Source organism: Mesorhizobium sp. BH1-1-5 (genome assembly GCF_020165615.1).
GTDB lineage: Bacteria > Pseudomonadota > Alphaproteobacteria > Rhizobiales > Rhizobiaceae > Mesorhizobium.
Map to the genome: position 1 here is coordinate 18589 of NZ_JAIUIM010000032.1, position 20427 is coordinate 39015.

The following is a 20427-nucleotide window of genomic DNA, read 5'->3' on the forward strand; positions in this document are numbered from 1 at the left end:
ATCGAAGGAGCCACGGCGTCGGCAAGCCAACCTCGGCCCTGAAAATAATTCCCACACCACGTATCCCGGAGCGCGCGTCGTACGTCCTACGAGCGTCACCACGCAACAGGAGAAACTTCGATGAGGAAATTGATCGTCGGCAGCTTCATTTCACTCGACGGCGTTATCGAGGCGCCGATGAACTGGGCGTCGCCCTTTTTTGTCGGAGATGCGCTGGAACATTCTTATCAGAAGGCCGGCGAGGCAGAGTACTTCCTGCTCGGCCGCGTCACCTACGAGCTGTTTTCCAGCCGGTGGCCGCAGATCCAGGGCAGGTATATGGACCGCATGAACGGGATGAAGAAGCTGGTCGCGTCGCGGACCCTGAAAGAGGTCGGCTGGAACGCTTCCCTGCTCGAAGGCGACGTCGCGGAGGGTCTCGCCGCGATCAAGGCGCAAGGCGGCGGCGACATACTGAAATACGGCATCAGCCAACTCGACCAGACCTTGCTCGCCAGCGGGCTGGTCGACGAATATCAGCTGTCGATCCTGCCGACACGGGTCGGCTATGGGAAGCGCGCCTTCCAGGATGTCGACCCATCCCTGGTCAGGTTGGAGCTCACGGACACACGCCGGTTCGAGAGTGGCATCGTGACGCTGACCTATCGCGTGCTGAAATGATCTTGGCGCGCACGTATCCTTTTCCCGCTGCCATCCGTCCTGGAGTCAGCCGGCGATCATGCCGGTCGGCGAGCACGGAGACCATCGGGCTATGTTGAAGACCTACGCAGGAAGCTGTCATTGCGGCAAAGTGCGGTTCGAGGCCGATATCGATCTCAGCCGGGGAACCGTCAAATGCAATTGCTCGACATGCGCCAAGACGCGCTCCTGGGTGGGCTTCGTCGGTCCGCGGCACTATCGCCTTGTGTCCGGCGCCGAGGCGCAGACCGAATACCAGTGGACCCCGCCGGGCCGGAAAGCGCCCAGCGTCCAGTATCATTTCTGCGCGACCTGCGGCGTGCGCATGCCGGCGCGTGGCGACGTTCCGGCGCTTGGCGGCATCGTCTACGCCATTCCGATGGCGGCTCTCGACGGGATAGACCCGGAAGAACTGGCGGCGGCGCCGGTGATGCATGTCGACGGCAGACATGATCGCTTCGATCGGACTCCCGACGACATCAGGACGATGTAGCATGGCGGACCTTGCCTCGCGGGAAGCGCATACGGAGTTCGTGTCGCCATGACGATGCAGCCAAGACTTGAGCCTAGCGGGCTCTTCGACATTCGCTACGCCGCATTCCTGGAAACGGTTGCGCATCTGCGGGAGCGGCTGCACCGCTATTGCACGCGCATGACTGGCTCGGCGCTCGACGGTGAGGACGTCATGCAGGAAACGCTGTTCGAGATCTATCGCAAGATCGAGAAGATCGACGATCCTGGCGCGCTTCGTTCATGGATGTTTCGCACCGCGCATAACCGCTGCATCGACTTCCTGCGCAACCGGAAAACGCGCCAGCGCGCCGAGGCCAATTTCGCGGTCGATGAGATCGTCATGCCGGGCGAGCTCGTGGGCCAGAGCGCCGGTCGCGCCATAGAACGGCTGGTGATCCACCTGCCGCCGAAGGAGCGCGCCTGCATTCTGCTGAAGGACGTCTTCGACCATTCGCTGGAAGAGATAGCCGATCTCGTCGGCTCGACGGTCGGCGGCGTCAAGGCGGCCTTGAGCCGCGGCCGCGCCAAGCTGGCCGCGCTGCCGGGCCAGCCGGCCGTTCGCCCGGAGCCTTCGCCGGATCCCGAGCTGTCAAAACTGCTCAACCGCTATGTCGAACTCTTCAACCGCCGTGACTGGGACGGCGTGCGGGCATTGACCAGCGCCGACGCGCAATTGCGGGTGTCGGACTGCTTCAGGGGGTCTTTGTCGGATTCGATCTATTTCGTCGAATATGAAAAGGGCAAGGACAACTGGAAAATGGCGATCGGCGCGGTCGATGGCGAGATCGTGCTGCTCGTGCTTCACCGCGGCGAAGCCGGCTGGGAACCGGCCTATCCGGTTCGGATCGAAGCGACCGAGGGTGCCGTCATTCGGATCAGCGACTATTATGCGTGTCCGTGGCTGCTGAAGGTGGCACGCATGGTGACCGTTGCGAACCCAGACTGATCGGTCAGCCCGCTGACCGCCAAGCCGCGGCGGCCGCCGCCACCAGCATCAATCCCGCGGCGATCAGAGCGCAGTTGGCAAAGCCGAGGCTCGTGTAGAGCGGGCCGAAGCCTGCCGTGCCGATTGTGACGGCCAGATAGGTGACTGCGCTGTTCAGCCCCATGATGGTGCCGCGTCGCGACGCGTCGAGGGCGGTCAGGCGCATGACCAGCACGTTGAGCCCGAAATGGTTGGCGAGGCCCCAGACGGCTATTGACGCAAGCAGCAGGCCGAAGCCGCCGCTCGCCAAAGCGATCGCGACGTAGACGGCGGCGACCAGCAGATAGGCGAAGGGCATGACGCGGCGCGCGCCGAGCCGGTCGATGACACTGTCCAGTAATGCGGCCGCGCCGAAGCCGAGGCCATAGGCGACCGCCGCCAGGCCGTTGGCGCTGACCGGCTCGCCGAGAGACTCGTGCAGATGGTCGCCGAGATAGCCGTAGACGCCATAGAAGGCGGTCATGAAGGCGCCGCAGGCAATGAGCAGCGGCACTATGCCGGGAACGGTGAGCGCGCCGAGCGGCGAAGGCGCCGGGCCGGTTTTCCTGGTGTCATGCAGCGAGCTCATCGCCAGGCCGGCAACGGCCGCTCCCGCCAGCAGCGCCACGGCCGCGAAGACGGCGCGCCAGTGGATTAGGTCGGCGATCACGGCCGACAGCGAGACACCGGCGACCATCGAGAGCGTCCAGCCGGTCAGCACCACGCCGATGGTGCCGCTCTCGCGGCCGGGCGGGGCGATCGCGGCCGAGCTGGCGTAGATCGCCGGCATGGCGATGCCGGCAGCAATGCCGGCAACGAGTTGCGCCGTGACGAGCAACACGACCGTCGGCGCCAAAGCACTGGCGACGAGCGCCAGAGCCAGCAACAAGAGTGCGCCCTGCAACATGCGCCGCGCGCCGATCCTGTCGATGTAGCGGGCGAGGAAGAGCGCGCTGGCGGACGTGCCGAGGCCGAAGGCGGCGGCCGCCGTCATCACCGCTGGCACGCTGGTCCCGAACGATGCAGCCACCGCCGGCGCGATCGGTCCCAGAACCAGCGAGTTGGAGCCGATAACGGCGATGCAGCCCGTCAGCAGATAGGCGGCGGCCGGTATCGGCGCCCGAGGCGCGCCGGTCATAATTGCAGATTGATTGGTGTTCGACATATCTCCATAATGGCCGAATTAAATTCCGCATCAATGGAGAATTTCCATATGGACGCAGAAACAGATGACATTCAGCGGAACAAGCAGCCCGTCCGTGAGATCGACCCGATCGACCGAAAGATATTAGGCGTTCTCGTGGAGGACGCGACCATCAGCTATGCCGATCTGGGCGAGCGCGTCGGCCTCTCGCCGCCGGCGGCGCATGAGCGGGTCAAGCGGCTGAAGCGCAGCGGCGCTATCCGCGCCACCTCGGCGATCATCGATCCGAGGGCGGTGAAGAAGCCGCTGCTCGCCTTCGTGCATATCGACACAAGGGGCTGGGGCAAGACGCCGGAGCTGATGGCGGTCTCCAAATATCCGGAGGTGGAGGAAATCCACACGGTGGCCGGCGACACCTGCATGCTGCTCAAGGTACGCACCGAGGACACGCGGGCGCTGGAGGGATTGCTGGCCCGCCTCTACGACACGCCTGGCGTTACCTCGACGCGCAGCTATGTCGTGCTGTCGACCTATCTCGAGCGTCCGGTGCAGCCGGAGATCACGAGCGAGTGGCCGGCACCGAAGCACATGGCAAACCCGATGTATTAGGCCGCCGCCAACTGACGGCGCCTGGCACGCGCCAGCAGGTAGAAGGCCGCGACATGTGTGATCATCAAAAGCGGCACGTAGAGGATCGGGATCGCATAGGTCGCGCCCAATTGCCCGGCGTGGCCGGGAAGGTCGAGCACGACGCCGTGGTAGTAGTCGCCGGCAAGGTCGACCACGCCGACGACATTGAAGGCGACGACCAGAGGCCAGAAGATCGCGGGCCTCGCCGCCAAGAGCAGCGCCAACATGGCGAGCAGGCCGGTGGCGAAGTCGCCATAGGCGGCGAAGCTTGCGAAGCCAGGAGCAAGGTCGGGGCCGACCACGCCCGGAATGAGGAAGACGAGCCCGAAGAAACGGAAGCTGTGCAGCGTGGCGATGGCGCGCTGCGCCTCCATCGGCTCCATCGATCTCAGCCTTGGCCAGACATAGGCGGCGAAGCAGAGCAGCCACGGCACGTAGCCAAGTGCGAGATGAATGTTGAAGATTACGGCCGGTGACATCTTCGCCTCCCTCAATGTTAGTTTTCGCAATTCCGGACGGAAAACCGCTGAACACTTTTCCTGGAATTGCTCAGTTGACCGGAACGGCCTCGAACACCGCCGTCAGGATGCCCAGCCGTCCCTCCATCAGATTGCGTCCGAGATTGGTGGCGAATTCGGCGAAACCCTGCCCTATGACGACGCCGAGATTGAGCGAAGGCGGCGGGCCGGAAGCGCGTAGCTCGGCGAACCAGGCCTTGGCGGCAGCCGTGTCGTCGCGGCGGACGAGCGTGCCGAAGCCGGCGGCTTCGATCGCTTCGCAGGTCGCGTCGGCCGGCAGCAGAAAGCTTTCACCCGGCGTCCTTGCCCAAGGCACCGGATAGTGTGGGTCGCCGCCGTTGAGCACGACGTCGAAGGTCGCGAATTTTCCACCCGGCTTCAGCACGCGCCTGATCTCGCGATAGAGCAGCGGCCGGTCGGTTATGTTCATCGCCACATGCTGCAAAAGCGCGGCGTCGAACATGCCGTCCTTGAAGGGAAGCGCCAGCGCGCTGCCGGTTTCGAACGACACTTTGCCGTCCTGCCCGGTTCGCGCGGTCAGATAGCGCGCGGCCTCGACAAAGGGTTCGCTGAGGTCGACGCCGGTTACCTTGCAGCCATAGGTCGCCTCGAGGAAGCGAGCCGGCCCGCCAACGCCCGATCCGACGTCGAGCACCGACATGCCGGCGGTAATGGCGGCGAGATTGGCGAGTTCCGCTGTCGCAGCCAGCCCGCGGGTGTGGAACTGGTCGAGCGTCGCCAGTTGCTCGGGCTTCAACCGCCCTTCCTCAGGGCCGAAGACCGCCAGCGCGGTCCTCAATCGATCGGTCAATCCTGTTGCGCGATAGTGATCGCGCACGCGGTCCAGTTCATCGGTCATTGCCACTTCCCTTTGATGTTCCAGGTCACGCAAGAGATATGGCGGCTTTCTGCGAGCGACTATCCGCGATAATGTCGATGGGTCATGAAGCAGAACTTCACAGTCAGGCATGGCGCCCTCGACGGCGTCGAAGCCTTCTTGAGCGTGGCCAGGCACCGCAATTTCCGCAAGGCGGCGGCCGAGCTTGCCGTCACGCCGTCAGCGATCAGCCAGGCGATACGCACGCTCGAGGCGCGCATCGGTGCTGCGCTCTTTATCCGCACGACGCGCAGCGTCGGCCTGACGGAAGCGGGTGAGCGCTTTTTCGCCCGCGCTCGGCCTGCCTTCGAGGAGTTGATCGCCGCGAGCGAGATCGCGCGCGGGATTGGCCAGCGGCCAGCCGGGCTGTTGCGCCTTTCAGTGCCGCCGGCCGTCGTGCCGATGCTGCTGGAGCCGATGATCGCCTCCTTCTGCCAGGCCTATCCCGAGATCGAGCTGGAGATCGTCGCCAGCGGCGAGTTGGCCGATCTCGCCGCCGAAGGATTCGACGCCGGCATCCGCATGGGCGATCTGATCGCGCCCGACATGGTCGCGATCCGGCTGACGCCGTCCTTCCCGATGATGGTCGTCGGCAGTCCCGATTATCTGCGCCGGCGCGCCACGCCAGAGCGCATCGAGGACCTGCGCGACCACGCCTGCCTGCGCCTGCGCCGCTCGAACGGCTCGGTTGCGCCCTGGTCCTTCATCGACGGCAACAAGACGATAGAGGCGATCGTCTCGGGGCCGCTGATCGCGCATGACTATCCGTCGCTGCTCGGCGCGGCGATCCAGGGTGTCGGGCTGGCCCAGGTGCCCGGTCCGATCGCCGAAGCGCCGATCGCCGATGGACGCCTGCAGGCGCTGCTCGGCCGCTTCGCGGTGACCACGCCGGGCGTTTTCCTCTATTACCCGGAACGGCACCAGGTGCTCCCCAAATTGCGCGCCTTCATCGACCACATCAGGCAACCGGCCGGCGCCCCGAAGCGACCGAGCGGGCAGAAGCAAAATTGACGTCTCATGGCGTCGGCTGTGTTCGCGGATATTCGAGCTGCATGGCGACGAAATCCGTGGTGCGTGCGCCGTAGCGCGCCGTGATATTATCGAGCGTCCGATCCAGGGCCTTTGCCGGCGGCACGTCCACCATGGCCTGCACCTTGCGATCCACCGGCCAGTCGGCTGCGACCCTATCAGGCAGGATGCGGATGCCTTCGCGGCTGACGACGGCGCCATCCTTCGCGGCAAAGGTGACCGCGCCGGAACGAAAGGTTCGCGACCATGCGTCCGCCGCAAGCGCCAGCGACACCTCGTCCATGCCCGGCGTCAGCGGGATGCCGAGTTGCTCGTGGTTGAAGAAAGCGAGCGTGTTGCCGATCGCCGTCAGCGCGAAAGGCCGGGTGAATTTGAAGGCGTCGCTGTCATGGCGCGCGTCCCAATGGTCGAGGCCGAGATCGCGGGCGACGGCTTCGGCTTTCTCATGGCCCGCAATCGCCTCGATCAAGGTCAGCATCATCGGCATCGACGCGGTGATGCCGGTGGTGGTCGCGACATTCCCGTCGACGACGTAGCGACGGTCGGCGACATAGCGGATCGTCGGATGTTTCTGGCGCAATTCCTTCAGCGAATACCAATGCGTCGTCGCACGCTTGCCATCGAGCAAGCCGCTGGCGCCCACCACCGTGGCGCCGACGCAGACGCCGATCACCATGGCCCCCTTGGCCGACTGCGCCCTGATCCATTTCAACACGTCCGGATCGTCGTCGCGCATCATGGCGGGAACGATGACGTAGTCGGCGCCTTCCGGATGCTGGGCGTCGAAGGCCGCCGTCGTCGCATCCGGCTCGACGCGTAGGGCCGGGTGCAGTTGAACCGGTCCCGGCCGTGTCGCCAGCGCGACGACATCCGCGACGTCGGCGCGGCGCAGGATGCCGTATGGCATCAGATAATCGGTGGTCTCGGTGCCGTCATTGACGCCGATAATCGCGATCAGCGGGCGAGGCCGTTTCGGCTTCAGCGCCGCGAGTGTGGCCTCGGCTTCCCTGGCGTCAATCGCCGGCTGCACCGCGGCCAGCGACGCGGAAGGCAGCGAAAGCAGCCAGCCGGCGCCGACCACCGCGAAAATCAGCAGGACGCCGAGGACGCTCCACAACACGACACGCAGGCTCATGGCTTGGTCCTTCCAGTCTTTAACGCTTGACCCGCAACCTAGCTCCGTTAGGCTTTGGCCGAAATGACATATATCGGGCAAAAACTGCCATGCGGGCGATAGGCATCATCATCCATCCGGGTTTCCAGTTGCTGGACGTCGCCGGCCCCGCGGCGGCCTTCGAGCTGGCCGAGCACTATCAGCCCGGCAGCTACAGGCTGGATATGCTGGCGCCAGGCGGCGGCGAGGTCGAGAGTTCGTCCGGCATGCGGTTGGCGGCACGACCTCTTTCCGATGCCGGGACGCTCGACACGGCCGTCATTTCCGGCGGCGAGATCATCCGTTCGATGGCCGCGGCCCAGGAGATCGTGGTGTGGCTGCGGCTGGCAAAAGTGCGCCGGACGGCAAGCGTGTGCACCGGCGCCTATCTGCTGGCGGAGGCAGGGCTGCTCGACGGACGCAGCGCCACCACGCATTGGTGGAGCACCGACGATTTCGCCCGCCGCTACCCGAAGGTGAAGCTCGATGCCGAGCGCATCTTCATCCAGGACGACGGCGTGTGGACATCGGCCGGGATCTCCGCCGGCATAGACCTGGCGCTGGCGCTGATCGAGGACGATCTCGGCCCGGCGATCGCGCGCCGGACCGCGCAGCAGCTCGTCGTCCATCAGCGCCGGCCTGGCGGGCAGTCGCAATTTTCAGGGCTTGTGGAATTCGGCGGACGGTCAGGCCGCTTCGTCGAGCTGATCGACTGGATGCGCGGCAAGCTCGCCGAGCCCTTGACCGTCGAGCGCCTCGCCGACCGCGCTGCGATGAGCCCAAGGCATTTCGCCCGCGCTTTCACCACGGAGACCGGCGCCACACCGGCCAAGGCCGTCGAGCGGCTGCGCCTCGAGGCCGCGCGAATGGCGGTGGAAACCAGCAGCGCGCCGCTGGATCATATCGCCGAGGCTAGCGGCTTCGGCGACGCCGGGCGCATGCGCCGTGCTTTCATGAGGAGCTTCGGCCAGCCGCCGCAGGCGTTGAGGCGCGCGGCTGTGAGGCCCTGAGAAGCACGGCGTCAGCCGGAGCGAGACGCTATCAGCGCTTGGATGCGCTCGGCGTCAGCAGGCGTCGCGGGGTTGTAGACGATCATGCCGAGCTCGGGGCGTCCGTCGACCGCGAAGACCGAGAACTCCAGCTCGATCAGTCCGATATCGGGATGCCGCAGGCGCTTCACGCCCTCGCCATGGGCCGGAACGATGTCATTGTCGCGCCAGAGCGCCTCGAATTCCGGACTGATCCGGCAAAGCTCCTCGACGAGCTGGGTGATTTCCGCGCCTGCGCCTGCCCGCGTGGCATCCGCCCTGAAGGATCCGACCACGAAGCGCGCGACACTCTGCCAATCGTCCTGCGCGTCGCGCACGCGGGGATTGCCGAACATCAGGCGCAGGATGTTGCGCTGCTCGCGCGGCAGCTTGGAATAGTCGGTCAGCATCGCGGCCGCGGCGCGATTCCAGGCGACCACGTCCCAGGTTGCGGTCTTGATGATCGCAGGGCTGGGGTCCAAGGCGTCAAGGACGCGTTGCAGACGCGGCGTCACGCTGTCGACGTTTCTGTAGCGGACTTCCGGCGGCCGGCCGAGCCCCAGCATGAACAGATGCTCGCGTTCGGGCTCGGTCAGCATCAATCCCGTCGCAATGCGGTTCAGCACATCGGCGGACGGAGCGCCGCCCCGCCCCTGCTCCAGCCAGGTGTACCAGGTCGGGCTGATATTGGCGCGCTGCGCCACCTCCTCGCGGCGCAGCCCTTGGGTGCGCCGTCGCCCCGTGGCGAAGCCGAACGCGGCCGGATCGAGGCGCATGCGGCGATCGCGCAGGAAATTGCCGAGCTGGTTGACGGTCTGCGCAGGCATGGTGATCCTGTTGACAATTATACCATGATAAGGTCACTACTTTAACAGGATGATTTATAGCGCAAATAAGGCCTCCGAACAACCACAGGAGACCTCCCATGCGTGTATTCCTTACCGGCGCGACCGGCTTCATCGGTTCCAGGATCGTGCCTGAACTTCTTGCAGCCGGCCATCAGGTGCTCGGCCTGACCCGCTCCGACGCAGGCGCGCGCGCGCTTGCCGCCGCCGGCGCCGAGCCGCATCGCGGCGACATCGAAGACCTCGACAGCCTGCGCGACGGCGCGTCGAAGTCGGATGCGGTGATCCACACCGCCTTCGACCACAATTTCTCGAATTTCGTGGCGAATTGCGAGAAGGACAAGCGCGTCATCGAAGCGCTGGGCGGAGCGCTCGCCGGCTCGGACCGGCTGTTGATCATCACGTCGGGTGTCGGCATGGGCTCTGGCGAACATGGAGAGCCGGCGAAGGAAGACGTCTTCAACACCGAACATCGCAACCCGCGCATCCTGTCCGAGCTTACCGGCGCGGCGATGGCCGAGAAGGGCGTCAAAGTATCGGTGGTGCGGCTGCCGCAGGTGCATGACACGGTGAAGCAGGGGCTGATCACGCCACTGATCGCGCAGACGCGCGCCAAGGGCGTGTCGGCCTATCTTGGCGAGGGCCGCAACCGTTGGTCGTCGGCGCATGTGCTGGATGTCGCGAAGCTCTACCGCCTGGCGCTGGACAAGCAGGAAGCCGGCGTGCGCTACAACGCCGTCGCCGAGGAAGGCATTGCCATGCGCGAGATCGCGGAAGTGATCGGCGCCGGCCTCAACGTGCCGGTGGTCTCGCTGTCGCAGGAAGAAGCGGCGGACCATTTCGGATGGCTTTCCATCTTCGCGGGCCTCGACATGCCAGCGTCCAGCGAATGGACGCGTGCGCATCTCGGCTGGCAGCCGACCGGACCTGGCCTCATCGCCGACCTCGAGCGGATGGATTATTCGCAAGCCGCCGCGGCTTAGCGCCATGTCTCTTGGCGGTTCGGCGATCCAGCTGAACCGCCTCATGTTCCTAAGCGCGCAGCAAATCCGCCAGGCTGTCCGACTTCTCGACCTTGTCGGTGAGATCCAGTCCCGACAAAAGGTCGACCAGATGGCTGTTCATCAGGGCGGCCGCGTCGGTGCTGTCGCCGGCCTCGATCGCATCGACCAGGGCGTGATGGGCATGCTTTTCGCAGGTGGCGTCGCGGCGCTTCCAGTAGAGCGCGATGATCAGCGAGGAGTGCGAGACGAGGTCGCGCACGAAATTGGTGAACACCGAATGCGCCGCGATCTCGGCAATGCCGACATGGAAGCGCGCCGACAGCATGATGGCGTCGCTGTCGCGGCCGTCATGCAGCGCCTCGTGCTCCTTCTCCAGATGCGCCCGCAATTGCACGATATCGGACGGCACCGCCGTCCTGGCGGCAAGTGCTGCCACCTTGGGTTCGATCAGCGCCCTCGCCTCGAACACTTCCCGCGCCTCGGTCTTCGAGGGCTGCGCGACGAAGGCGCCGCGATTTGGCTCCAGCCGGGCCAGCCGGTCATGCGCGAGCGCCTGCAAGGCGGAGCGAACGACGGTGCGGCTCACCGAATAGATCGAGGCCAGTTCGTCCTCCGGCAGCTTGGTGCCTGGCGCGAGACGATGGCTGACGATGGCATCCCTCAACCCATAATAGATCGGCGACCAGCGCGCCGCCGGCTTGTCGTCTCGATCTTCTTCCCTGAGTACCGTCAACATACTTTCAATGCGCAGGCCCGAAATGGCCCGATCTGCCCCCAAATCGCCGGCAGCCCGTCCAATCTAGTATCGCTCGCGCGGCGGTCAATCCCACCTGTCCGGGCGCCGGCCGTCCGGCGGCATGAAGCCGCCTAGACGATCTCGGCTTGCGTGGGCGACAGCGGTGCGAACATGCCGGCGAACCGCTTGCCGCGCGGAGCCGCATAGCCGCCGATCTTCGATGTCTTCAAGCCGACCTTGAACAGGCTCTCGGCCAGCGTGACGGCACAGACGACGCCGTCCAGCACCGGAACGCCGTGCTCCTCGGACAGGCTGTGCGCAAGGTCGGCCATGCCGGCACAGCCAAGCACGATCGCTTCGGCCCTGTCCTCGCTGATGGCGCGCGCGATCTCCTGCGAGATCCGGTGTCTTGCATTCGAGCCCGGACGTTCGAGCTCGAGCACGGCGACGTCCGACGAGCGCACCTTGGCGCAGCGCGACGCGAGGCCGTATTTCGCCAGATTGTGCTCGATCGCCGGAACCGAACGGGCAAGCGTGGTGACGACGCTGAACTTGCCGGCGACGAGGCTCGCCATATGGAACGCCGCCTCGCCGATGCCGATGACGGGAGCCTCGGTGGCGCAGCGCGCCGCGTCCAGCCCGGTGTCGTCGAAACAGGCGATGACATAGGCATCGGCCGCCGGCGCCTTGCCCATCTCGGCGATGATGCCCGGAATGGCGAAGACCTCGTCGAAATAACCTTCGATGCTCGGTGGGCCGTCGGCCGGATTGACGGCGACGATCTGGGTCGAGCCGGAGGCGACACTCGCCGCCGCCTCGCCGATCTTGGCGGTCATCGATTGGGTGGTGTTGGGGTTGATGACGAGAATGCGCATTCCAATCAGCCTCAGATCTCGCCGCCGAGATAAAGACGCTTGACCCGGTCGTCGGTCAGCAATTCGGCGGAGTTGCCGCTCAGCGCGACACTGCCGGTGGTCAGCGCATAGGCGCGCTGCGAGATGCGCAGCGCCATGCGCGAATTCTGCTCGACCAAAAGCACGCTGACCTTCTCGTCGCGGTTGATGGCGACGATCGACCGGGCGATGTCCTGGACGAGCTTGGGCGCGACGCCGAGCGACGGCTCGTCGAGCAGCAGGAGCTTCGGCTTCGCCATCAGCGCGCGGCCGATGACCAGCATCTGCTGCTCGCCGCCGCTCATCGTGCCGGCAGCCTGCGAGAAACGCTCCTTCAGCCGCGGGAAGCGCCCCAGCACCATCTCCATCGACGCGGCGATCTCGGCCTTGCTGGTGCGGGTGAAGGCGCCCATCAGGAGGTTGTCCCTGACCGACATGAAGGGGAAGACGCGGCGTCCTTCCGGCACCATGGCGATGCCCATCTTGACGATCTCGTCGGGGGCCGCGCCGTCGATGCGCTTACCGCCATAATGGATTTCGCCGGACCTGATCTTGCGCAGACCAGTGATGGCGCGAAGGATCGACGACTTGCCGGCGCCGTTGGCGCCGATCAGCGCGACGGTCTCGCCCTCATTGACCTCGAGCGAGACGCCCTTCAGCGCATAGACGTGGTCGTAATAGAGCTCGACATTGGCAAAGTTCAGGATCTGGTTCATAGGCCGATCGCCTCGTCTTCGCTGCCGAGATAGGCTTCGATCACCTTCTCGTCGGCCTGGATTTCCGACGGCGTTCCCTCGGCGATCTTCTGCCCGAAATTGAGCACGACGAGCCGGTCCGAAATCTTCATCACGGCCGGCATGTCGTGCTCGACGAGCAGGATGGTCAGGCCGCGCTCGCGCAGGCGCCGCACCATTTCCACCATACGCATGGTCTCGTCGTGGTTCATGCCGGCGAAGGGCTCGTCGAGCAGCAGGATGGACGGGTTGGTGGCGAGGCCGATGGCGATGCCCAGCGCCCGCAAATGGCCATGCGGCAGGTTGCGGGCAGTCTCATTGGCGAGCGAGGAGAGGCCGAGCAGCGTCAGGATCTCGTCGGCCGATTGGCCGAAGGCCGCTTCGTCCGTCTTCGCCGCGCCGGTGCCGAGGAAGAAACCGAAGAGGCTCGCCTTGGAGCGCAGATGGTGCGCGATGATGACGTTGTCGCGCACGCTCATGTTCCTGAAGATCGTCGTTTCCTGGAAGGTGCGCACCACGCCCCTGCGGGCGGCGATATGGGGAGCAAGACCAGATATGCGTTCGCCCTTCAGCCGCACTTCGCCCGTCGTGGGCTTGAGGAACGACGAGATCAGCTTGAACAAAGTCGACTTGCCGGCGCCGTTCGGACCGATCACCGACAGGATCTCCTTCTCGCGCACCGAGAAGGAGACGTTGTTGACCGCGACGAGACCGCCGAAGCGCTTTGTCAGGCCGGAGACTTCGAGCATTTCGGCCATGGCTCAACCCTTCTTCCGGGTCATTTCGGCAAGGCTGAGCAGGCCGTTAGGCAGCACCAGCATCAGGACGATCATCAGGCCGGAATAGATGAGCAGCTGGAACTGGCCGGTCTGGAACAGGAGGTCCCAACCGAAATAGAGCACCAGCGTGCCGAGCATCGGTCCGAACACGTAACCCAGGCCGCCGAGGAAGCAGTTCAGCATGAAGTTGACGGAATCGGTGACGGTGAAGCTCGACGGGTAGATCGACTGCGAGATGGCGGCAAAGATGGCGCCGGAAACACCGCCGAAGAAGGACGAGACGGCATAGGCGATGACGCGCAGATAAGCGATGTTGACGCCGATCGAGGAAGCAAGCTCCTCATTCTGCTGAAGCGACTGGCAGAGCTTGCCGATGCGCGAATTGACCAGCCGGTACATGACCGCGAAGCAGACTACCATCACGGTCACCGCCAGCAGATAGAAGGCGAGCCGCGAATTCTGCAGCGTGGCGAAATCGGGGATCAGCGTGACGCCGAAGACCGACAGCGCGCCGGGCAGCGGGATGCTGACGATGCCCTTTGCTCCGTTGGTGATCGGCAGCGCCAGCGCGAGCAGCCGCGCCACCTCGGTCAACACCAGCGTGACCATGGCGAAATAGACGCCGCGCAGGCGCAGGATCGGCAGGCCGATCAGCACGCTGGCAGCGGCGCAGAACAGCCCCGCGACGGGCAGCGTCAGCCAGAACGACCAGCCATGGTTCATCACCAGTATGGCGGAGACATAGCCGCCCATCAGCGCATAGGCGCCCTGGCCGATGTTGATGCGGCCGATATAGAAGGTGAGCCAGACACCGGCGCTGGCGATGCTGAGCAGCGCCACCGAGGTCAGCGTGTAATAGAGGTCGAAGCGGCCGCTCGACGAGATGGCGGCCGGCACGGCGACAAAGACGATCGCGAGGAAGGCGACGACCGCGGCGATCCTGGTGTTGCGATTGAGGGTCATTGCGCGATCAACCCCACGGCTTGCCCATCAGCCCGTTGGGACGGACCGACAGGAACACCATCAGGGCGGCGAAGATGACGAGGTAGGTCACGTCGCCATATTCGCGCAGCACGGTGAGGCCGACCGACTCCATCATGCCGAGGATGAAGCCGCCGGCGATCGCGCCGCCGACGACGCCGGCGCCGCCGATCATCACCATCAGGAAGGCCTTGATCGAGATCGGCCCGCCAATGCCGGAATTGACGCCGGTGATGGTGACCAGAAGCCCACCGACGACACCCGCGAGCATGGCGCCCATGGCGAAGCCGATCATCGAGTAGCGGTCGACGCGGACGCCCATGAGCTGGGCGGCGACGCGGTCCTGGGCGAGCGCCCGCATGGCGCGGCCAACCCGGCTGTATTGCATGTAAAGGACGAAAGCGGCGATGAAGATGATGGCCAAAGCGCCGACGACGAGCCGGTCATAAGGCATGATGACGCCGGCATCGTTGAAGACGCCCTTGACGATCTTGGGAACGCCGCGCTGCTTTTCGCCGAACAGAAGCAGGATGACGGCGTCGAAGAAGAAGGCCGTCGCGGCGGCGAGCAGCATGGTGCTTTCCTCGCGGTGGCTGCGCCTGATGACGGTGCGGAAGAGGAATTTCTCCATCAGCGCGCCGATGACGGCGAGCGTGACGCCGGAGGCGAGCAGCGCCACCACGAAAGGCAGCCCGAGCTGGCCATAGATGGTGTAGGTGATGAACCCGCCCAGCACATACATCTGGCCGTGGGCGAAATTGAGCACGTTCATCAGGGCGAAGATCAGGGTCAGGCCCAGCGCGATCAGCGCGTATTGAGCACCGAGATACAATCCGTTGGCGATGACCTGTTCCATGGATACCTTCGATCTTCCGCGGGATCCGGCCTATCGTCCGGCCCCCGCGGCAAGCTTGAGGAAATGACGTTCGAAGGTAACGCTAGTCGACGGAGCCGACGAACAGGGTTTGGAAAGCGCCATCCTTGTATTCGTTGACCACCATCGGCACCGAGAGCTGGCGCTTCTGGCCGAACGACGTCGTGCCGACATAGCCCAGCTTGGCGTCCCCCTTGAGAAAGGGATTGGGCGCGGTGAAGGTGTCCATGGTCTTCTTGAATTCCGCGACGTCATTGATGGCGGCAGGATTGGCCTTCAGCGTATCGATTATGTATTCCAGCGCGTAAACCTTGGTGTTGGATTCATCGTTATATTCGCCGAACATCTTGGTGTAGCGGGTGACGAACTCTTTCATCGTGTCGGAGGCGATCTCCGGCGTGGAAGCGCCGCCGACGGAGATGAAGCCGTTGGCGTATTCGCCGGCGCCTTCCTCCAGAACCTTGGCGTCCTGTGCCGTTTCGGTCGAGATCAGGCCTTCATAGCCGAGCTCGCGGGCAGCGCGGATGAGCAGCGGCGCGTTGGCCGGCGCCACGCCGGACAAGACGAGCAGGTCGGGCTTCAGCGCGACGATCGGCGTCAGCACCGGCGTGAAGTCGCGGGTGTCGTTCTGGTAGGTGTCGTTCTGGGCGACGATTTCGAGGCCGAGCGCTTTGGCTGCCTCGACGCCGCCGTCACGCTGGCTGAGCGGATCGGACTCATTCGCCGCGACAAAGGCGATCTTCTTCACGCCTTTGTTTTCCTTGAGGTATTTGTAGATCGCCGGACCGGACTGATAGTTGGCGATCATGCCGAGTACGGCATTGGAGGCCGGCTTCTGGTAGAGCGCCTTGGGGAAAGCGTAGGGGAAATAAATGATGCCGTTGGCCTCGGCGACCGGGCGCACCGCGGCAGCACCGTCATCGACATTCGGGCCCACGACATAGTGGACGCCTTCCTGCGCCATTTTCTCCATGCCGGCGATGGCACGCTTGGGATCCTTCTGGTCGTCGAAGGTGACGATGTTGACGTTGTAGGTGTCGTTGCCAATCTTGACGCCGCCTGTCTCGTTGATCCAGGCGGCGCGGGTCTGCATCGAGCGCACGTTCGAGGTGCCCCAGGCGGCCGCCGGACCGCTGGTGACGCCGACAAAACCGATCTTCAGTTCCTTGTTTTCAGCCTGCGCATACGAAATGCCGACAGCGGCAATCGCCAGGGTCGAGACGGCGCCGAGCGCCATTGATTTCAAAGTCGAGCGACGGTTGATCATAGCTACAGTTCCCCTTGGTTATCGCGCTTTGTGTTTTGCTCGTAGGCTGCGCGTATAGCGTAAGGGAAACCGGCTGCGGCATATTGTCAACATCTTTCTTCAGTATTGTATACAATATTTTGACCGAATGTGTGCGATGACCTTGCCAAGCCCTTACAGGATCAGTATTCAAGGAGGCCTGGTCCGGGCGAAGAAAGCCACCCCAGCGACTCGGATAAGTTCGTAAGGACCATAAACGCAAAGAGGGTCGAGGCTTATGGCCCCCGTGGGATCCTACTTCCCGCAATAGTGGTCGTTGATATCGTTCACGGCATTCGCGTCCGGTCCGACGCGGTGATATGCGCAGGCGCCCGCCGCCGTGTTGGTCATCTGCTGGTCGTAGTAGCGCGGACCGCCGAACAGCGTCTCGATGATGTCGTCGCTGGCCGGGACATAACGCTCCTGTTCGGTGACGCGGTGGCGATGCTCGCCGGCGGCAGCCGGGCCCATCATCGCGGCTGCGGCGGCAAGCGTGAGCGCGGCGATTGCAAAATGTTTCGTCATGGCAGCGACCTTCTGGCAATTTGGATCTGCAGCATATCCAAAATCGCCAGCGGAGCAAAAGTTCTCGTTTCCCGCTTTCGACCCGGCTAGTGCAGATGTCGCAGCTTGTCGGGATTGCGCATGACGTAGATCGCCGTGATCCTGCCGTCCTCGATGTCGAGCGCCGTGGTCTGGAGCTCGCCATCGACCTCCAGCGTGACGAAGCCGGGCAGGCCGTTGATGAAGCCGTAGCGGATAAGCTTGGAGCGGTTATCCTTCAGCCATGCCGCCACGACCGCGTATTGCGTCATGACCGCCTCGAATCCGAGCGCCGGCTCGGTCGCCGCCGGGCGCTTGCCGCCGCCGTCGGCGTGGGCGGTGACATCGGCGCTCAGCATCGCGCCAAGCGCTTTCATGTCGCCGCTGCGCGAGGCGTTGAAGAAAGCCTCGGCGATCTCCAACCCGCGCTGCTTCTCGATCTTAAAGCGCGGCCGCGCCTCGCGGACATGCTCACGCGCGCGGGCGGCAAGCTGGCGGCATGCGGCGGGGTCCCGCTCGATCTCGGCCGCGACTTCCTCGAACTGCAGGCCAAACACGTCATGCAGCAGGAAGGCGGCGCGCTCGAGCGGCGACAGGCGCTCCAGCGCCAGCATCAGCGGCAAGGTGACGTCGTCGGCCTCGTCTTCCTCGACGAGCGGCTCGGGCAGCCAGGGGCCGACATAGGTCTCGCGCTGGTGGCGCGCGGATTTTAGCTGGTCGAGGCAAAGCCGCGTGACCGTGCGGCGCAGGAACGCCTCGGGCTGGCGCACCTCGGCGCGCTCGGTCCGCATCCAGCGGATGAAGGCCTCCTGCACCACGTCCTCGGCATCGGCGACCGAGCCAAGCATACGGTAGGCGACCCGCATCAGCTTCGGGCGCAGCGGCTGGAATTCCGCCGCCGCGCCCGTGAAAGCCGGCTCCGTCGTCAAGCCGCGGCCGCTTTGTTGGCGGCCTGGACGGTGGCCTTGTTGGCAGCCTTGATGGCCGCCGGATCGACAAAGCCGCCGAAGCCGACCGCGATGCGGTTCCAGCCATTGATTATGTTGATCATCAATGTGAGCTTCACGCGCTCCTCCTCGGAGAAATGCTCTTCCAGCGCTTCATAGGCCGCCTCATGCGTATGGCCTTCGCAAATCCTGGTCAGCGCCTCGGTCCAGCCGAGCGCGGCGCGCTCGCGGTCGGTATAGCACGGCGCCTCGCGCCAGGCCGACAACAGATAGATGCGCTGCTCGGTCTCGCCGCGCTCGCGGGCATAGGTCGAATGCATGTTGATGCAGTTGGCGCAGCCATTGATCTGCGAGGATCGGATCTCGACGAGCTCGGCAAGCACCGGATCGAGGCTGCCGGCGATGGCCAAAGAGGCGCGGTGCCACTCCTTCATCAGCGAAGGGGCGGCGGCAAGGGGGTCAAGTCTGACAGTCATGGTCGGTTCCTTTCGTTTGTTTCCGACTTCAAGACGAGCGAGGTTTCGTCTGATGTGACATGGCGCCGAAATTTTATGCGCCGCCGCCGTCGAGCAGTTGCGCTGTTTTGATTCAAATAGCCCGCCGCAGCCGAAAAATAACGGCGGCCGCGACGACGGATTCTCGACAATGGCCGGAGCCGATGGCGGCTATCTTGTGCGCTTTCAGCCCGAGGCTACCGGCCCGGGACGCATGGGAATGGACACCGGACATGACAGCCAGAGTGATCGTCCTCGACGCCAAGCCGCTCGGCACAAGCGATGTCGCCGAGATCGCGCGGCGCAATGCCCGGCTTGTGCTCGGCGAGGAAGCCATGCGCCGCATCCGCGCCAGCCGCGCCCTCATCGAGCACCTCACCCAGCTCGGCAAGCCGCTCTACGGTGTCACCACCGGGCTTGGCGCCTGTGTCGACACGCCGCTGGCGCAGGCCGACCTTATCGCCTTCCAGCACAGCGTGCCGCTCAGCCACTCGATGGGCGCCGGACCGTCGCTGCCGACCGAGGCGGTGCGGGCGCTGATGGTCGCGCGCATCTGCGGCATGGCAGCGGGCGGCACCGGCACCTCCGAGGGCGTCGTCATGGGCCTGGTCGCGGCGCTCAATGCCGGCGTCCATCCGGTCATTCCGAGCTGGGGCTCAGTGGGCGCCGCGGATCTCGCGCCGCTCGGCCATCTGGCGCGGGCGCTGCGCGGCGACGGCGAGAGCGAGTACCAGGGCAGGATCATGCCATCGGCCGAGGCGCTCAAGCTCGCCGGGCTCGAACCCCTCGACCTGCGCGAGAAGGACGGCCACGCCATCATCGTCGCCAACAGCCTGTCCACAGGAACGGCCTGCCTCGCGCTCGAGGAGGTTGCGTGCCTGATCGACTGGTCGCTGGCGGCGGTGGCGCTGAACTACGAGGCATTCCGCTCATCGCTCAAGGCCATCGACGAGGACGCGCTGGCGGCGCGGCCGGCCTTCGGCCAAGTCGAGATCGGCGCAAGGCTGCGGGCGGAGCTTTCAGGCTCCGGGCTGTGGCAGGAGAACGCCGCGCGGCGCCTGCAGGATCCGCTCAGCTTCCGCTGCGTGCCGCAGGTATGGGGTGGCCTGCTGCATGCCTATGAGCAGGCGAAGCTCGCGACGGAGATCGAGCTTGGCCATTCCGGCGACAATCCGGTCATCCTGCCCGAGGCGGAGCGGGTCGTCTCCAACGGCAATTTCGACCTAACGGCCTTCACGCTGACCTGGGAAAATCTTGGCCAGGCGCTGGCGCATTGCGCGGTCGGAACCGCCAACCGGTCGATGAAGCTGATGTCGCCGACGGTGGCGGAGCTGCCGCGCTTCCTGTCGGCCAGAGGCGGCAGCCGCCAGGGTTATGCCGAACTGCAGAAACCAGTCGCGGCGCTCGAAGCGGAAATCCGCCACCTCGCCAATCCGATGTCGCTCAGCCCTCTCGCCATCTCGGACGGCGTCGAGGACCAGTCGTCGATGGCGCCGCGCGTGGTGGCGAAGACCGCCGGCATCATCGAGCGCCTGCGCTATCTGGTGGCGATGGAGCTGATCTTCGCGTCGACGGGCGTGGAACTTCGCGGCGTGCTGGACAGCATGGGCGACGGCCCGCGGCGCAGCTACGACGCCGTGCGGGCTCTCGTCGCCCCGCTCGACGACGACCGCGAGATGAGCGCCGACATGGCGCGCGTCGCGCGCATGGTGGCGGGGCCGCGGCCGTAGCGAGCCAGGAGGCCCGCGTAACCGCCGCACCGGTCGACGCAGCACCCG

23 protein-coding genes are annotated in these 20427 nt (G+C 65.0%); 8 read left to right on the plus strand and 15 right to left on the minus strand.

The features are described 5' to 3' along the window. Positions 1 to 120: 120 nt before the first annotated feature. The 3 genes from LB572_RS29850 to LB572_RS29860 all read left to right on the plus strand — a co-directional run bounded on the left by LB572_RS29850 (position 121) and on the right by LB572_RS29860 (position 2137). Entirely contained in the window at positions 121 to 660 is a 540-nt protein-coding gene (locus LB572_RS29850) for a dihydrofolate reductase family protein (RefSeq protein WP_224670262.1), read from the plus strand. 91 nt (positions 661 to 751) lie between these two features. Continuing rightward, positions 752 to 1171, plus strand: coding sequence for a GFA family protein (locus LB572_RS29855; protein ID WP_224670264.1), 420 nt, complete (start codon positions 752 to 754; stop codon positions 1169 to 1171). 48 nt (positions 1172 to 1219) lie between these two features. Next, positions 1220 to 2137, plus strand: coding sequence for a sigma-70 family RNA polymerase sigma factor (locus LB572_RS29860; RefSeq protein WP_224670266.1), 918 nt, complete (start codon positions 1220 to 1222; stop codon positions 2135 to 2137). Positions 2138 to 2141: 4 nt separating this feature from the next. On the opposite strand, the gene LB572_RS29865 is transcribed toward LB572_RS29860, so the two are convergent. Beyond that, complete coding sequence (locus tag LB572_RS29865; protein ID WP_224670267.1) at positions 2142 to 3320, minus strand: MFS transporter; 1179 nt, start codon at positions 3318 to 3320, stop codon at positions 2142 to 2144. 48 nt (positions 3321 to 3368) lie between these two features. On the opposite strand from LB572_RS29865, the gene LB572_RS29870 reads away from it, so the two are divergent. Continuing rightward, positions 3369 to 3908: an Lrp/AsnC family transcriptional regulator gene (locus LB572_RS29870; protein ID WP_224670269.1), complete on the plus strand. Its 540-nt coding sequence runs from the start codon at positions 3369 to 3371 to the stop codon at positions 3906 to 3908. Here the strand turns inward: LB572_RS29870 and LB572_RS29875 are convergent. Together LB572_RS29875 and LB572_RS29880 are read right to left on the minus strand one after the other, a co-directional pair. Then, positions 3905 to 4408: a hypothetical protein gene (locus LB572_RS29875; protein WP_224670271.1), complete on the minus strand. Its 504-nt coding sequence runs from the start codon at positions 4406 to 4408 to the stop codon at positions 3905 to 3907. The genes LB572_RS29870 and LB572_RS29875 overlap by 4 nt on opposite strands. Positions 4409 to 4478: 70 nt before the next feature. Further along, positions 4479 to 5306: a class I SAM-dependent methyltransferase gene (locus tag LB572_RS29880; RefSeq protein ID WP_224670272.1), complete on the minus strand. Its 828-nt coding sequence runs from the start codon at positions 5304 to 5306 to the stop codon at positions 4479 to 4481. Positions 5307 to 5390: 84 nt separating this feature from the next. On the opposite strand from LB572_RS29880, the gene LB572_RS29885 reads away from it, so the two are divergent. Continuing rightward, complete coding sequence (locus LB572_RS29885; RefSeq protein WP_140802598.1) at positions 5391 to 6335, plus strand: LysR family transcriptional regulator; 945 nt, start codon at positions 5391 to 5393, stop codon at positions 6333 to 6335. 4 nt (positions 6336 to 6339) lie between these two features. Here the strand turns inward: LB572_RS29885 and LB572_RS29890 are convergent, their stop codons facing one another. Next, a complete protein-coding gene (locus tag LB572_RS29890; protein WP_224670273.1) occupies positions 6340 to 7488 on the minus strand; it encodes a DJ-1/PfpI family protein in 1149 nt (382 codons plus the stop codon). A gap of 89 nt (positions 7489 to 7577) precedes the next feature. Between LB572_RS29890 and LB572_RS29895 the strand changes: the two genes are divergently transcribed. After that, positions 7578 to 8516, plus strand: coding sequence for a GlxA family transcriptional regulator (locus LB572_RS29895; protein ID WP_224670274.1), 939 nt, complete (start codon positions 7578 to 7580; stop codon positions 8514 to 8516). A gap of 11 nt (positions 8517 to 8527) precedes the next feature. Here the strand turns inward: LB572_RS29895 and LB572_RS29900 are convergent, their stop codons facing one another. Further along, a complete protein-coding gene (locus LB572_RS29900) occupies positions 8528 to 9361 on the minus strand; it encodes a helix-turn-helix transcriptional regulator (RefSeq protein ID WP_224670275.1) in 834 nt (277 codons plus the stop codon). Positions 9362 to 9459: 98 nt separating this feature from the next. On the opposite strand from LB572_RS29900, the gene LB572_RS29905 reads away from it, so the two are divergent. Next, positions 9460 to 10362 carry an SDR family oxidoreductase gene (locus LB572_RS29905; protein ID WP_140802602.1) on the plus strand — a complete coding sequence of 301 codons (903 nt, stop codon included), beginning with the start codon at positions 9460 to 9462 and terminating at the stop codon, positions 10360 to 10362. A 49-nt stretch (positions 10363 to 10411) separates the two neighbouring features. Here LB572_RS29905 and LB572_RS29910 read toward each other — a convergent pair whose 3' ends face one another. The 10 genes from LB572_RS29910 to LB572_RS29955 all read right to left on the minus strand — a co-directional run bounded on the left by LB572_RS29910 (position 10412) and on the right by LB572_RS29955 (position 18631). Then, a complete protein-coding gene (locus LB572_RS29910) occupies positions 10412 to 11119 on the minus strand; it encodes a GntR family transcriptional regulator (protein WP_224670276.1) in 708 nt (235 codons plus the stop codon). A 131-nt stretch (positions 11120 to 11250) separates the two neighbouring features. Next, positions 11251 to 11994, minus strand: coding sequence for an aspartate/glutamate racemase family protein (locus tag LB572_RS29915; RefSeq protein WP_140802604.1), 744 nt, complete (start codon positions 11992 to 11994; stop codon positions 11251 to 11253). 11 nt (positions 11995 to 12005) lie between these two features. After that, positions 12006 to 12728 (minus strand): ABC transporter ATP-binding protein, encoded by a 723-nt coding sequence (locus LB572_RS29920; protein ID WP_224670277.1) that lies wholly within the window; start codon positions 12726 to 12728, stop codon positions 12006 to 12008. Then, a complete protein-coding gene (locus LB572_RS29925) occupies positions 12725 to 13504 on the minus strand; it encodes an ABC transporter ATP-binding protein (protein ID WP_224670278.1) in 780 nt (259 codons plus the stop codon). The genes LB572_RS29920 and LB572_RS29925 overlap by 4 nt, the downstream gene beginning before the upstream one ends. Positions 13505 to 13507: 3 nt before the next feature. Further along, positions 13508 to 14488 carry a branched-chain amino acid ABC transporter permease gene (locus LB572_RS29930; RefSeq protein WP_140802607.1) on the minus strand — a complete coding sequence of 327 codons (981 nt, stop codon included), beginning with the start codon at positions 14486 to 14488 and terminating at the stop codon, positions 13508 to 13510. 7 nt (positions 14489 to 14495) lie between these two features. Then, entirely contained in the window at positions 14496 to 15362 is an 867-nt protein-coding gene (locus LB572_RS29935) for a branched-chain amino acid ABC transporter permease (protein WP_224670279.1), read from the minus strand. Positions 15363 to 15444: 82 nt separating this feature from the next. After that, positions 15445 to 16647 (minus strand): ABC transporter substrate-binding protein, encoded by a 1203-nt coding sequence (locus LB572_RS29940; RefSeq protein WP_140802609.1) that lies wholly within the window; start codon positions 16645 to 16647, stop codon positions 15445 to 15447. Positions 16648 to 16920: 273 nt separating this feature from the next. Beyond that, on the minus strand, positions 16921 to 17190 hold the full coding sequence (locus LB572_RS29945; RefSeq protein WP_224670280.1) for a hypothetical protein: 270 nt from the start codon (positions 17188 to 17190) through the stop codon (positions 16921 to 16923). A gap of 86 nt (positions 17191 to 17276) precedes the next feature. Further along, entirely contained in the window at positions 17277 to 18137 is an 861-nt protein-coding gene (locus LB572_RS29950; protein ID WP_224670281.1) for a sigma-70 family RNA polymerase sigma factor, read from the minus strand. After that, the gene (locus LB572_RS29955) at positions 18134 to 18631 is read right to left on the minus strand and encodes a carboxymuconolactone decarboxylase family protein (protein WP_140802611.1); all 498 of its coding nucleotides are present in this window, start codon (positions 18629 to 18631) and stop codon (positions 18134 to 18136) included. The genes LB572_RS29950 and LB572_RS29955 overlap by 4 nt, the downstream gene beginning before the upstream one ends. Before the next feature lie 251 nt (positions 18632 to 18882). Here LB572_RS29955 and LB572_RS29960 point away from each other — a divergent pair, with 251 nt between their 5' ends. Continuing rightward, complete coding sequence (locus tag LB572_RS29960) at positions 18883 to 20379, plus strand: HAL/PAL/TAL family ammonia-lyase (protein ID WP_224670283.1); 1497 nt, start codon at positions 18883 to 18885, stop codon at positions 20377 to 20379. The last annotated feature ends 48 nt before the right edge of the window (positions 20380 to 20427 follow it).

Coding starts and splice junctions, on each gene's coding strand:
- LB572_RS29850 (WP_224670262.1), top strand. CDS start 121: ATGAGGAAATTGATCGTCGGCAGCTTCATTTCACTCGACGGCGTTATC.
- LB572_RS29855 (WP_224670264.1), top strand. CDS start 752: ATGTTGAAGACCTACGCAGGAAGCTGTCATTGCGGCAAAGTGCGGTTC.
- LB572_RS29860 (WP_224670266.1), top strand. CDS start 1,220: ATGACGATGCAGCCAAGACTTGAGCCTAGCGGGCTCTTCGACATTCGC.
- LB572_RS29865 (WP_224670267.1), bottom strand. CDS start 3,320: ATGTCGAACACCAATCAATCTGCAATTATGACCGGCGCGCCTCGGGCG.
- LB572_RS29870 (WP_224670269.1), top strand. CDS start 3,369: ATGGACGCAGAAACAGATGACATTCAGCGGAACAAGCAGCCCGTCCGT.
- LB572_RS29875 (WP_224670271.1), bottom strand. CDS start 4,408: ATGTCACCGGCCGTAATCTTCAACATTCATCTCGCACTTGGCTACGTG.
- LB572_RS29880 (WP_224670272.1), bottom strand. CDS start 5,306: ATGACCGATGAACTGGACCGCGTGCGCGATCACTATCGCGCAACAGGA.
- LB572_RS29885 (WP_140802598.1), top strand. CDS start 5,391: ATGAAGCAGAACTTCACAGTCAGGCATGGCGCCCTCGACGGCGTCGAA.
- LB572_RS29890 (WP_224670273.1), bottom strand. CDS start 7,488: ATGAGCCTGCGTGTCGTGTTGTGGAGCGTCCTCGGCGTCCTGCTGATT.
- LB572_RS29895 (WP_224670274.1), top strand. CDS start 7,578: ATGCGGGCGATAGGCATCATCATCCATCCGGGTTTCCAGTTGCTGGAC.
- LB572_RS29900 (WP_224670275.1), bottom strand. CDS start 9,361: ATGCCTGCGCAGACCGTCAACCAGCTCGGCAATTTCCTGCGCGATCGC.
- LB572_RS29905 (WP_140802602.1), top strand. CDS start 9,460: ATGCGTGTATTCCTTACCGGCGCGACCGGCTTCATCGGTTCCAGGATC.
- LB572_RS29910 (WP_224670276.1), bottom strand. CDS start 11,119: ATGTTGACGGTACTCAGGGAAGAAGATCGAGACGACAAGCCGGCGGCG.
- LB572_RS29915 (WP_140802604.1), bottom strand. CDS start 11,994: ATGCGCATTCTCGTCATCAACCCCAACACCACCCAATCGATGACCGCC.
- LB572_RS29920 (WP_224670277.1), bottom strand. CDS start 12,728: ATGAACCAGATCCTGAACTTTGCCAATGTCGAGCTCTATTACGACCAC.
- LB572_RS29925 (WP_224670278.1), bottom strand. CDS start 13,504: ATGGCCGAAATGCTCGAAGTCTCCGGCCTGACAAAGCGCTTCGGCGGT.
- LB572_RS29930 (WP_140802607.1), bottom strand. CDS start 14,488: ATGACCCTCAATCGCAACACCAGGATCGCCGCGGTCGTCGCCTTCCTC.
- LB572_RS29935 (WP_224670279.1), bottom strand. CDS start 15,362: ATGGAACAGGTCATCGCCAACGGATTGTATCTCGGTGCTCAATACGCG.
- LB572_RS29940 (WP_140802609.1), bottom strand. CDS start 16,647: ATGATCAACCGTCGCTCGACTTTGAAATCAATGGCGCTCGGCGCCGTC.
- LB572_RS29945 (WP_224670280.1), bottom strand. CDS start 17,190: ATGACGAAACATTTTGCAATCGCCGCGCTCACGCTTGCCGCCGCAGCC.
- LB572_RS29955 (WP_140802611.1), bottom strand. CDS start 18,631: ATGACTGTCAGACTTGACCCCCTTGCCGCCGCCCCTTCGCTGATGAAG.
- LB572_RS29960 (WP_224670283.1), top strand. CDS start 18,883: ATGACAGCCAGAGTGATCGTCCTCGACGCCAAGCCGCTCGGCACAAGC.